At 67.2% G+C, this 12,729-nt stretch carries 6 protein-coding genes and 1 pseudogene; 4 read left to right on the top strand and 3 right to left on the bottom strand.

Features of this window, described 5'->3' with window-relative positions:
• Nucleotides 1-296: 296 nt before the first annotated feature.
• The 3 genes from ACWGKQ_RS35855 to ACWGKQ_RS35845 all read left to right on the top strand — a co-directional run bounded on the left by ACWGKQ_RS35855 (nt 297) and on the right by ACWGKQ_RS35845 (nt 8,765).
• The gene (locus ACWGKQ_RS35855; protein WP_453296209.1) at nt 297-7,457 is read left to right on the top strand and encodes a polymorphic toxin-type HINT domain-containing protein; all 7,161 of its coding nucleotides are present in this window, start codon (nt 297-299) and stop codon (nt 7,455-7,457) included.
• Between the two features lie 44 nt (nt 7,458-7,501).
• Complete coding sequence (locus tag ACWGKQ_RS35850) at nt 7,502-7,888, top strand: hypothetical protein (RefSeq protein WP_453296208.1); 387 nt, start codon at nt 7,502-7,504, stop codon at nt 7,886-7,888.
• A gap of 472 nt (nt 7,889-8,360) precedes the next feature.
• Nucleotides 8,361-8,765: a DUF6416 domain-containing protein gene (locus ACWGKQ_RS35845; RefSeq protein ID WP_453296207.1), complete on the top strand. Its 405-nt coding sequence runs from the start codon at nt 8,361-8,363 to the stop codon at nt 8,763-8,765.
• A 111-nt stretch (nt 8,766-8,876) separates the two neighbouring features.
• Here the strand turns inward: ACWGKQ_RS35845 and ACWGKQ_RS35840 are convergent, their stop codons facing one another.
• Nucleotides 8,877-9,458 (bottom strand): hypothetical protein, encoded by a 582-nt coding sequence (locus ACWGKQ_RS35840; protein WP_453296206.1) that lies wholly within the window; start codon nt 9,456-9,458, stop codon nt 8,877-8,879.
• Between ACWGKQ_RS35840 and ACWGKQ_RS35835 the strand changes: the two are divergent.
• A pseudogene (locus ACWGKQ_RS35835) lies at nt 9,384-9,578 on the top strand (ATP-binding protein); the annotation flags it as partial. The gene ACWGKQ_RS35840 and the pseudogene ACWGKQ_RS35835 sit on opposite strands and share 75 nt — an antisense overlap.
• A gap of 674 nt (nt 9,579-10,252) precedes the next feature.
• Here the strand turns inward: ACWGKQ_RS35835 and ACWGKQ_RS35830 are convergent.
• Nucleotides 10,253-11,176, bottom strand: a complete 924-nt coding sequence (locus ACWGKQ_RS35830) for a hypothetical protein (RefSeq protein ID WP_089102129.1) — start codon at nt 11,174-11,176, stop codon at nt 10,253-10,255.
• Nucleotides 11,173-12,588, bottom strand: a complete 1,416-nt coding sequence (locus tag ACWGKQ_RS35825) for a phenylacetate--CoA ligase family protein (protein WP_453296205.1) — start codon at nt 12,586-12,588, stop codon at nt 11,173-11,175. The genes ACWGKQ_RS35830 and ACWGKQ_RS35825 overlap by 4 nt, the downstream gene beginning before the upstream one ends.
• Between the last annotated feature and the right edge of the window lie 141 nt (nt 12,589-12,729).

The following is a 12,729-nucleotide window of genomic DNA, read 5'->3' as shown; positions in this document are numbered from 1 at the left end:
GAGCGCGGCCGGTCCGGTCTCGACGCCGGTGGAGACCGGCACGGTCCGCACGTTGCCCTGTGCCAGGACGTTGCTCTTACGCCGTCCGTTTTTAACGTATACAAGTCAACTTAGGGTCTCTTCTGAGTGATCCCTTTGCATTTCATGTGAAGTTCCTTTGCTTGTCGTGTTCACTCCAGGCCCTAGCGTGAGGATTTACGGGGGGCCGGATCGACTGTGCCTCCCTTCGGCGTGCGCTCAATCACCCCTGTTCCAGGGCGACTTGACTGCGCACCGTACGGGGAGGGGGACGCACCATGGTGCGGAGAACGAGGTGGAGTCGCGCGCGGTCGGCGGTACGCGATCGGGGGCTGCGCCGTACGGCACGCGTCGCGATCGGCGCCCTGCTGGTGGCCGGTCTGTTGCCGGCGACTTCCGCCACGGCGGCCTCGCCGACGAGCCGTCATGTGTCCGCTCCGGCCGCGCCCCAGGACAAGCGCATCCCCTTCACCCGCGCCACTCCCCGGCACGTTTCCGGGCACAAGGGCTTCCCGCACTTCGATCCCACCACCCACGCCCGGCTTCCCCAGCAGGGCAGCGCCGTCGTCACCCTGCCCGTTGCGGCCACCACGACGCACCTGACCGGCAGAGCGTCCGAAGTACGGGCCGGCCGTACACCCGTTCTGTTCGCTCCCGCCGCCGGTGCACACCCGCAGGCCGGTGCCGCCACCGGGTCCCAGCGCGTACGGGTCAGCGTGCTGGACCAGAAGACCGCACGCGCCGCCGGCGTCCACGGTGTGCTCTTCACCCTGCGGCGCAGCAGCCCGGGCGCCGGACAGGTCGCCCTGCGCGTGGACGACTCGTCGTTCCGCTACGCCTTCGGCGGAGACTTCGCCTCCCGCCTGCACCTGGTTCAGTTGCCGCAGTGCGCGCTGACCACACCGAAGCTGGCCAAGTGCCAGACCCAGACCACTGTGCGCACCGCCCCCGGCACGCCGCTGTCCGCGCGGATCTCCCTGCCCGCGGCGGCATCCGCCACTCCGGGAGCCGGCCTCGCCGCCCGTTCGGCGACGGCGTCGTCCACCGCCATGGTGGTCATGGCGGCGACCTCCGGCGCGTCGGGCTCCTCCGGCGACTACTCGGCGACGAGCCTGTCGCCCGGCGGCTCCTGGTCGACCTCGGGGAACACCGGCGCCTTCACCTACAACTACCCCATCTCGGTGCCTCCGGCGATCGGCGGGGCGGCACCGAACGTCGGCCTGTCCTACAGCTCCTCCACCCAGGACGCGCGCACCGAAGGCACCAACAACCAGTCCTCCTGGCTGGGAGACGGCTGGAGCACCACCGAGAACTACATCGAGCGCACCTACAAGTCCTGCAAGGACGACTCCTCCTCCGGAGCTCCGGACAACGACGGCGACGAGTGCTGGGCGGGACAGATCCTCACCCTCTCGCTCAACGGCAAGTCCACCGACATCGTCTACGACGACGCCACCAAGACCTTCCACCCGGCCGGCGACGACTCCACCACCAAGATCGAGGACCTGACCGGTGCCACGAACGGCACCGACAACAAGGAGTACTTCAAGGTCACCGAGGCAGGGGTGCAGTACTTCTTCGGTCTGAACCGGCTGCCGGGCTGGTCCAGCGGCAAGGACGAGACCAAGTCGGCATGGACCCAGCCCGTCTACCACGCGCACAGCGGGGTGTCGGCGTGCCCGGACAGCACGACCTTCGCCGACACGGCCTGCACGCTGGGCTACCGGTTCAACCTGGACTACGTGGTGGACTCGCACGGCAACGCCACCGCCTGGTACTACAGCCCGGAGACCGGCTACTACGGCGCGGACACGAAGAACACCGCCGTCGCCTACACGCGCGGCGGCACGCTGTCCCGGATCGACTACGGCATGACCGCCACGACGATCTACTCGGGTACGGCGCCGGAGCAGGTCGTCTTCGACACCGCCGAGCGCTGCATACCGGGCACCCCGGCCGGCAATACCTGCGCCGACAGTCAGTTCACCCCTGCCAACGCCGCGTACTGGCCGGACGTACCGGTGGACCTGAACTGCACATCGGGCTCGACGAACTGCACCAACCACGGCCCGAGTTTCTGGTCGCGCAAGCGCCTGACCTCGATCACCACCCAGATCCAGACCGGCGGGACCACCAAGCAGGTCGACAAGTACTCCTTCGCGCAGTCCTTCCCCGACGGCGGCGACCATGCCCCCACCCTGTGGCTGGACTCCGTCCAGCACACGGGCCTGGACACGCTGGGCGGAGCGTCGGGCAGCACTTCGACGCCGGCGGTGAGTTTCGACCCGCCGCTGCAACTGCCCAACCGGGTCGGCACGATCCCGCAGATGCCGCTGATGTACCACGACCGGATCCAGACGGTCACCAGCGAGACCGGCGCGCAGACGACGGTCACCTACGACCGGCCGAACTGCTCCAGCGCCCCGGCCAGCGACCCGAACGACCCCACCGACGCGGCGGCCCGCACCTTCGCCTCCACCAACACCCTGTCCTGCTTCCCCGTGTACTGGACGCCCGACGGGCAGCCGGCGCCATGGCTGGACTGGTTCTACAAGTACAAGGTCACCTCGGTCGTCACCACCGACCCGCACAACTCCTACCAGGACGGCACCCAGCCGGAGCTGGAGACCGACTACGCCTACAAGGGCAATCCCGGCTGGCACTACGACGACAACGAGGTCGTCAAGGCCAAGAACCGCACCTGGGGCCAGTTCCGCGGCTACCCGGAGGTGGACGTCACCACCGGTGACCCGAACGTGTTCCACTACACCGACGGCACCAAGGTGCACGACCAGAAGACGCTCACGAAGTCGTACTACTTCCTGGGCATGAACGGCGACACGCTACCCGGCGGCAAGACCCGTTCGGTGCCGGATCTGACCAGCCAGGACGGCGCGACCTCGGTCGCGGACGACGACGCGCTGGCCGGCGAGGCCTTCGAGACCGACACCTACTCCGCCTCCGGCGGCAGTCTGGTCAAGGCCGTCGTCAACGTGCCCACGATCATCGGACCCACGGCCAGCCGCAACCGCAGCGGTCTGCCGGACCTGACGGCCCTGATGGTCCGCCCCGCCAAAACACTGACCCGCCAGGCGGTGTCGTACGGCTGGCGCAAGACCGAGACCGACAACTTCTACAACCGGACGCTGGGCAAGTCGACCACCGGCATGCCGGTGCAGGTCGACGACCGGGGCGAGCCCACCGACAGCGCCAACGTCTCCAAGTGCACCTTCACCCGCTACCTCACCGGCAGCCCGAGCACCCTGGTGGTGCCCGCAGAGGTCATCTCCACGTCCCAGGACTGCTCCACCGCCGGCGCAACCCCGAGCGGCACCCTGCTCTCCGACGTCCGTACTTCCTACGACCACAACGCCTTCGCCTACGACGGCGACGGCCAGCAGAACCCGGCACTGCCCGCGCTCGGCGACGCCACGCTGGACCAGCAGGCGTCCGCCGCCAGCGGAGCCACCGCCACCACGTTCGTGGACCAGGCGGCCACCACCTACGACTCGTACGGCCGCACCATCAGGGCCACCCGCACTCCGCACTCGGTCTCTCCCGACGGCAAGAGCCTCGCAAAGACCGTCTACACCTCCTACACCCCCACCACCGGTGCACTCCCCACGAGCAGCACGACCATCACCCAGGTCACACCCGGCACGGACTGCTCCACGGTGACCGTGTCGTCCAAGGACTGCCAGCTCTCAAGCAGCACCCTGGACCCGGCTCGGGCCCTGCCCACGGCCAAGACGGACGCGGCAGGTCTGCTCACCTCGCTCACCTACGACGCCCTCGGCCGCATGACCGGTGTCTGGCTGCCCAACGAGATCAAGGCCAACGGCGCACCGGCGAACTCGACCTACGCCTACGCCCTCTCGCAGTCGGCACCTCCGGTTGTCACCTCCAACGCACTTCTGGACAACGGCAGTTACGGAACCAGTGAAACGCTGTACGACGCGATGCTGCGCCCACTGCAGGTACAGACGACCGCGGAGAACGGCACAACCACCGTCACCGACACCCAGTACGACTCCCACGGCTGGACGGTTGCCACCGACAACGCCTACAACGTCGGCGGCAATCCCGGCAGCAGCCTGATATCGGTCTCCCAGGTGTCCATTCCGGACACCACCGTCAGGGACTACGACGGACAGGGCCGGGCCGACCTGGTCACCGAGGAACACGACGGGGTCAAGTCCTGGGCGACGACCACCGCCTACACCGGGGACAGAACCACCGTCCTGCCGCCCAAGGGCGGGGTTGCCACCACCACGGTCGTCAACGCGCGCGGTCAGACGACCGAGCTCGACCAATACACCACCGCTCCCACGATGAGCGGATCCGTGGCCGCAGGGTTCACCGCCACCGGCGGTACGCCCTCACCCACCACCTACGGTTACAACGGCGCCGGACAGCAGACCCGTGTCACCGGCCCCGACCACGCCGTATGGACCTTCGGCTACGACCTGCTGGGTCACAAGAAGTCCCAGACCGACCCCGACGCAGGCGGCAGCACCTACGGCTACGACGACGCGGGCAACCTGACGTCCACCACGGACGCCAAGCACGTCGAACTCGACTACACCTACGACCTGCTGGGCCGCAAGCTCACGGCCACCGACAAGTCCAAGTCGGACTTCCAGTTCGCCTCCTGGACCTACGACACCCTCCGGATCGGCCTGCCGACCTCGTCGACCCGCTACGTCCAGGGCACGACCGACGGATACACCGTCGCCACCACCGGCTACACCAGCCTGGGCAAGCCGACCGGAACGAAGATCACGCTGCCTGCGTCGGAGGCCCCGCTGCCGTCGACGTACACCACGACCTACACGTACACCACCAACGACCAACTGCCGAAGACGCAGACAGACCCACGCACCCAGGGCCTGAACAGCGAGACCATCACCTACGGCCGGGACGCACTGGGCAATCCGACGACCACGGCCAGCAGCATCGGCACCTACGTCGGCGCGACCGTCTACACCAACTACGGCGAGCTCTCCCGGGTCACCTTCGGCCCGACGACGAATCCCGCCTGGGCGACCTACAGCTACGACGACCAGACCCGACGGCCGACCGACCGCCTCGTGGAGCGGACCCAGGCTCCCGGTCCGACGGTGGACGACACCAGGTACACATACGACGCCGCCGGCAACCCCACCTCCACCACCGACCAGCAGTCGGAGACCGGCAACACCGTCACCGACCAGCAGTGCTACGGCTACGACACGCTCGACCGGCTGACCGACGCCTGGACCGCCAAGGACGACTGCGCAGCCAACCCGCCCACAAGCAGCACCCTGTCCGCCACGCCAGGTTCCTACTGGCAGTCCTTCAGCTACGACGCGGTCGGCGACCGCAAGCAGAGCGTCGATCACGCCATCGGCGCCTCGGGCACCACGAGCACCACGACCTACGTCGACGGCTGCACCACCGGCTGCAACTCCACCGGCGCCCAGCCGCACACCCTGACCGCCACCACCGGCGGCACCAACCCGACCGGCTTCGGCTACGACGAAGACGGCAACCTGCACACCCGCACCCCCGCCACCGGACCGGGCCAGACCCTGAACTGGGACGACGAGGGCTACCTGACCGAGGTCGGCACCGGCGGCACCGACCCCACCAGCACCAAGTACCTCTACGACGCCGACGGCAACCAGATGATCCGCCGCGACCCGGGCCAGACCACCCTCTTCGCCAGTGACACCGAGATCGTCGTCAACACCGCCGTGACCCCCAATGTGCTGCTCGGGGCCGTCCGCACCTACAGCCACGGCGGTTCGGGTGCTCCTGTGGCGGTCCACTCCAGCCTCGCGGGCGGGGGTACGAAGTACCTCTTCAACGACCCGCACGGCACCGCTTCCCTGGCGATGGACACCACCACCCAGCAGGTCGCCCGTCAGCAGTACACCCCGTACGGCCAGCCCCGCTCCAGCGCCAACACCACCACCTGGCCCGACCCCACGCACTCCTACCTGGGCAAGCCCCAGGACACCTCCACCGGCTACACCGACGTCGGCGCCCGCAAGTACGACCCCACCCTCGGCAGCTTCATCAGCCTCGACCCGGTCCTCGAAGCCGCCAGCCCACAAGAACTCGGCGGATACGCCTACGCCGCCGACAACCCCATCGCCGGCAGCGACCCCACCGGCCTCGAATCGTGCTACCCGTCCTCCTACTGCTCCGGCAGCAATGGCACGTACGGCGACTACCACTCCGAGAACGACCCGGAATCCAGCAACTACAAGGGCTCCAGCCACTACTGCGACACGCACTGGTGCAACCCTGACGTCAACAACGAGCATTACTGCGACGGGTGCCATGGGTTGGGTTCCACCCCTGTGCCGATCCCGCCGCTGAAGATCGTCCAGATTTACCAGCCGAAGTACCCGAGCGTTGCGCAGATGGCGGACGAGGGGGACTACAACCCCGCGTACTCCTACGCCGCCAACGTCGAGCTCTACTTCCGCGGGAGATGTACTCAGGATATGACCCAGGGCGGGTGCCTGGAACTGTCGAACTTCTACCACACCTGGTCAGACGTCCGCGACGTACCCGAGAACTCATGCGCGGCGGGCACGCTCTGCGACATGGCACCGTTGGTTCTGACCGCGGCCGGCCTTGAGGGAGCGTGTAGTTTCAGCCCCGACACTCCCGTCCTCATGGACAAGGGAAAGACCAAACCCATCGGAAAAATCAAATCCGGTGACAAGGTCGAATCCGCAGATCCCAAAACCGGCAAACACGTAGGTCCGCGCACCGTCCAGCATGTGTGGATCAACCACGATGACGACCTGCTCGACCTCACGATCCGCGCCGAGGACGGCCACACCGCCACCCTCCACACCACCGCCAATCACCCCTTCTGGAACGACACCACCCACGGCTGGGTCCCTGCCGGCAAACTCCACCGCGACGATGCTCTCAACACAGCCGCCAACGGCCACGTATACGTCGTCGCCACCCGGCACACACAGGGCGCTGCCAACCGCTGGAACCTCACTGTCCAGCATCTGCACACGTACTATGTGCTGGCGGGCGAGAGCCCGGTACTCGTTCACAATTCCGAGTCGTGCAAAACCTGGCCGAACCTTGAGGAGGACGATGTTCCCATAGCTTTGGACAAGGTTCCGACAGTCAGTACATCGGAACTGCACGAAGCCACAGGGCGTTTTGCCTATGTGGTGATGCCGGATGGAGAGCTGCGAGTGACTAGGCTTGGCAGCATTTATGGGCACCTCGATCTGGCGCAAGGTGCTGACGTAATTGCGGCTGGCGAGGTCAAACTGTGGCAGGGGAATATCAAATCCATCGACAATAGATCTGGGCACTACCAACCGACTGGTGCTGAACCACGGGCAGCTGCCGAGGATGCATTCCGCGGAGCCGGGTTCGACGTGGGCGAGAATACATATAAAGAGCGATGGAAGTAGTTCTCCCTCAGGGAGGCGGAGGCGAGATCGGCAAAGGGGTCCAAATGTCTGAAATCGAGATGTACGAATTGCTCCTGCAGGGATTTCGGAGTGTTTCCGCGATTCTGAATGAACGACATTCTACTCTCATTGCAGATCCGATTTTGGCTGAACTTGCCGAGCTCGCTTCTCGCGATGAGGAGTCGGACGGAGTGAGGCGGGCCCTCCTTGAATTGCTTGACTCTCCAGACTTCTCTGCAGATGCGGAAGTGGCTCAATACTTCGCTTATCGATTCAAATGGGATTGGCTGAAGGGAGAGATTCGCCAGCGCTATCTAGAAAGCGTTTCAGGCGTAGACCATAAGCGAGCAAGGCACTATCAGAGAATGTTGGAGGCTTTCGCTGACGACTGGGAGGATAAGGACCTGTTTCCCAGTCTCGACATTTACTGAGATTCTGCCGCCGGTGCCGGTGCCGGCGGTGTAAGCGGGGAAGCCGCAGTCGGCGCTGTCGGTGAGGAAGCGGAAGGTCTCGTCGGGGTTCCCAAAGCAGCCTTTTCCCGGGTCATGGCTCGGCTGGATGGGTTACGGGTGGAAGACAGGCCCGTGGTGGACGGCGTTGAGGTATTCGGATCCCGCCCGGGTAGCGCGTATCGAGGTCGTGGCCCTACGGCGGATTCCGATCTCGATATCTAGCTCTCACTGTATGCGCCGGACAGTGTCTCCACGTTTAAGTCTTCGATCCCTGGGGCAAATTTCGTGAGGCTGCGGTGAATGAAGGTTGTCCGCGTCGGCCAAGGCTGGAAGTTATTCGATCCCACTGACATCACCATGCTTGTCCAGTGCCGCAAGGGCGCATCAGCATCCCAAGGTGTCTTCGTGGCCGGGCAGAATGGGGCGCCCAAGAACGACCGTGGAGGCAGACGTGACGGTGTATCTGGCTGAGGCTGATCTGCGATGGACGGAGCACTCTGGCGAACAGGGGCACTACGGTGCCCCGGAATGGGGCCCGGAGGACTTGGATCGCGCCGCGGTGTTCCTGGCCGAACTCCCGCCGCAGGCCGGGCGGGTACTCGACTACTTGCTGAGGAACCCGGGCCGGGCGATTCACTGCACAGAGCTGGTGGACAAGGCTCTGGACGGGCCGAACGAGGGCGATCCCGCTCGCCGCGTGGCGGGTGTGGTGTCAGGGATGAGCAAGGCATACGACAACAGTGGGCGGCGCTACCCGTTCTACTGGTGGGAGGCCCCTGAAGGGAGCACAGGAGCAACGTACGCGGTCCGCCCCTCGGTGGCGGCGGTGTTCCTGGCCGCTCGACTCGGGCAGTGACAGCGGGCACCGAATCCTGACCGCTGTCTCTGTCCATGGCTGTGTCAAGCAGAGTTACTTGGCATGGCTCGTCTCTCCGTGAAGAGTTGCGGTGTACGGCGAGCGCGGCTGTCAGCCGTCGTCCTCGTCGTCCGGTTCGGGCTCCCGGGTGAAGGCCAGGTCAAGGACGTAGCGTTCGTCGACGGGACACGCGGCCCAGGCTTGCCGGATCTGCTCCGGGGTCCAGTCATCGCCGATACCGGCCAGGGTCTCGTCGTAGTAGGCGGAGGCCGCTTCGCGTCCGGCCCACCATGCGTAGCCCTCGTACACGCCCGGGCGGGGCAGGGGCATCTCGCCGGCCGGTCCCAGAGTCAGCTGGTTCACGACGAGGGTGCCGGTCTCGGACTCGATGGTGACCGGAGTGTGGCCCTCGGCCTCGGCGGGAGGCTTGGGGGACGTGTCCCAGATGCGGACGGTGACCCGTACGTCAATGTCGGACTGCAGGCTGAGCAGGTACAGGTGGTAGCCGTTGCCCGCCACCACCTGTACCTCCGCGGCTTCCATGGCTGCCTCGTCACCGAGGTAGGCGTCGGCGTCGTAGACCTCGACAACTCGACGGTCGGGGCTTGCGGTGACGGTGTGTTCGTCGGCTCGGTGAAGTGGCTGGAGAACTCCCCGATCGACCGGCACGATCTCGCGGCGCTGCACCGACACCGCGCCGCGCTCACGCCTGCTCCCGTGCCTGTGATCGCTGTCTCGCGCAGCGGGACCGACTGTGCGGGGCTCGACGCTGCGTACGGTCCGGCGGAACTTCTCGCTGCGTGGTCCTCCTGAGTACGCCGGGATACATGGTGGGCCGGAAGCGTACGGCCTGCCGGCCGAACTCGGGTCGGCCGAGCCTCTGGCCCCGGATACTCGATCCTGCCTTGCGAAGTCCGCCTGGACGCCGCTGAGGAGCAGGGGTGCACCAGGATGCCGGTCGCCGGCGCGGGTCGCCCCGCCGTCGAGCGGCGCACGATGCACGGCACGGACCGCCGACCGTACCCGCGCTGAGCCGCCCTCGGCCAGGTCCACCGCGGCCCCGACACCGTGCCGACACCCTCGACGAGTACGTCCTTCCGCTCAAGCAAACGGCCCCGGACGAGAAGTCCGAGGCCGGACAGAACGCCTTCCTGGGGAAGAAATCCCAGGTCAGCGGCGTAACGCGCGGTGCCCCGGCAGGATTCGAACCTGCGACACCCTCTTTAGGAGATTTCCCGGGGCGAGGCCGTGACCTGCGAAAACGTCGATCATCCAGTGTCTGGCCTGGGAAAACACCCCTCCGTGGTTCTCGCGTGTTCGCGGGGTTCCCCGGCTCATGTGTGCTGAATCCGTTCCGTCAAGCGCTTGGTGCAAGCGACCTGACGTACGACGTCGTCCTGGACGTCGAGCGCGGCGGCAAGCGAGCCGATCGCCACAGCCTGCGCATCAGCCCCAGGCCGGACTCGGCTCCGAAGGTCCTTGACGGCTCACGGGCGATTGCGGGGGCTCGCTGCCCCCGGCTGTCCATGGGCTGTCGCGAGCCGCGCGGGCGGCCGGACATCGGCCATGCGCCGTTCCGGGCCGCGCCGCCGCAGCACGACGTACCCGAAGAAGGCGGCCGGGCCGAAGAAGATCTGCGCCGGCACGACCTCCGGAAGATGTCCGGTGAGCGCCTCGACCGTGATGGGCGTCAGCGTCGGTCCGAGCGCGCCGAACACGGCGACCAGCCCAAGAGCCAAGGCCAGCCCCGAACGTCCGTACGCCTTGTAGGCCACGGTGGTGAAGAGGGCGTACACAAGGAGGTCGCCCATGCCCAGGACGGCACCGAACTCGCCCATGCGCAGCCCGGCCGACGGTGCGAAGGCGTAGCCCTGCACAGCGCCGAACAGTTTCTGGGTGAGCGGCACGACGGTGGCGAAGAAGAGGTCATACACGGCGAGCGCCAGCGCGAAGCGGGAGACGTGCCGCAGCTTCAAGCCGCCCTGTGCGTTGAGGTTGGCGGCGCCGACCGCCATCATCATGATGACCACGCTGTTGACCAGCCAGTACGGCAGAGCGTGGGTGGGATCGTCCTCGGCGGTGCGCGCGGCGAGCCAGTCGGCGGCCAGCAGAGCGACGATGAGCGACCACCTCACCAGACCCCGCCGGACGACGGGCCCGTAACCGACCGCGAGACCACCGGCCAGCGTCAGCCCCAGCACGGGCGGCAGCAGCCAGCCCGGAAGGGAGAGATAGAGGAAGGGCAGTGCGATGACGAAGCCCATCATGATGACCATGTCATTGCCGTTGAAGGCGCCGACGGCCGGGCGGGGCAGCGTGACCCGCCGGAAGTAGGCGACCGAGGCGAGCGAGACACCCAGGGCGATGGCGAGCGTCACGAAGACGAAGAACACGCTCTGTGCGACGGTCATGAGGCCCGCCCGGCGTAGGCGAAGCTGGTCTCGACCAGATCGCAGCGGTAGCGCCGCAGCTCAGGTCCTTCCACCGGTACGACGTCGACGGTGGCGGCGATGCCCGCCTCGGCGAAATGACGCGCGATGCCGCTCGTCTCCGGCACCGAGGAAGCGGCCACGTCCACATGCAGCCGGCCGTCCACCACGTCGGTGCGGTAGCGCATCGGCCAGCGCGCGCCGGGCAGTGCGTCGAGGACCTCGATGACCTCGCGCGGGGTCACCGGGCCATCCTGGGTGCGCAGCACATGGTCCGCCTTGCCGAGGATGTGCGAGGTCGCCGGCACGTTCGCCATCTCGCAGGTGAGCGGTGTGTCGGGCAGCTGCCGCACCAGGTCCCGGGTGTCGTAGCGGAAGAGCGGCATGCACTCCCGGTAGGGGAAGAAGGGAGTGGCGACGATTGTGCCGAGCGCTTCGGGCGCGGCTTTCCTTCCGGTGTCGAGGTCGCACACCTCCACCAGGCCGATGCCCGCGTCGATGTGGAGGTGCCGCTGCCGGCAGATCGCGCCCGCCACCGGCATCACCTCGGTCATACCGTAGAGGTCGTGGACGGTGGCGCCGAAGGTCTCCTCGGCGGCGGCCGCGAGGGCGGGTGAGAGCACTTCGCTGCCGACATTGATGCTGCGCAGCCGGAAGTCCGCGGGGCCGAGTCCCCGTTCGCGAGCAAGTCGGGTCAGCTGCCCCAGATAGCTGGGGTAGGTGACCATCAGGGTCGGCGCCGATTCGTCGGTGCCCGCCGTGAGGTCCAGCGTCTCCGCGGGCGGTATCAGGCCCACCATCCGGATCGACGATCCCGTCAAGCGGGCGACCTGCATCTCCGCGTACATCGTGCCGGTCGCACGGGAGCTGACGTTGAACTGGACCAGGTCGGTGGTGCGGACGCCGCCGCGCAGCACCTGGGAGAGGGCGACGAGCGCAGGCCACAGGCGCTCCTCGTAGCGGGAGTACCAGATCTCGGTGGGCCGGCCTGTCGTCCCGGTGGTCCGGGAAGCGAGGAAGGGCTCGCCGCACAGGAAGTCGCGGGACCGCTTGACCAGGTCGGTCTTGGTAGTGACGGGCACTGCGCCGATGTTCTCGGTGGTCAGTGCGGCCGGGTCGACACCCGCTGCCGCGAAGTGGTCGGCGTAGAAAGGCGACTTCGCCGCGAGGCGTTGCGCGGTGCGGCGCAGCGCCTTGTTGGTGAGGTCGGCGCGCATCTGCGGGTCGGCGGCGGCGCCGCGCAGCAACTGTTCGACGTCCTCGCCGGGCGAGCCGAACTCCGCGAGTGTCGCCAGCGCGTCCTCGACGAGCCGTTCGGCGGAGCGCACATTGATCGGACGGCCGAGCACCATGGCCAGCGCCATCCGGAACTGCCGTATCCCTGCGTCTAACATGGATCCTTCCCCCGCCCTCGCCCCCCGGCCCCGTCGACGTGGTGGGGGGGGGGGGGGGGGGCGGCCCCCCGCCCCCCCCCCGCGCCGGTGTTTGGCGGGGTGTTGAGCCCCCCCCCCCCGCCCCACAATAACAAAAAGTTG

It is taken from the genome of Streptomyces sp. NPDC054770 (assembly GCF_053611985.1).
The sequence above is the reverse complement of the archived record's forward strand: the minus strand, read 5'-3'. Positions and strand labels throughout refer to the sequence as shown.

Excerpts from the sequence above, each read along its gene's own strand:
- ACWGKQ_RS35855 (WP_453296209.1), top strand. The coding sequence starts at position 297 with ATGGTGCGGAGAACGAGGTGGAGTCGCGCGCGGTCGGCGGTACGCGAT.
- ACWGKQ_RS35850 (WP_453296208.1), top strand. The coding sequence starts at position 7,502 with ATGTCTGAAATCGAGATGTACGAATTGCTCCTGCAGGGATTTCGGAGT.
- ACWGKQ_RS35830 (WP_089102129.1), bottom strand. The coding sequence starts at position 11,176 with ATGACCGTCGCACAGAGCGTGTTCTTCGTCTTCGTGACGCTCGCCATC.
- ACWGKQ_RS35825 (WP_453296205.1), bottom strand. The coding sequence starts at position 12,588 with ATGTTAGACGCAGGGATACGGCAGTTCCGGATGGCGCTGGCCATGGTG.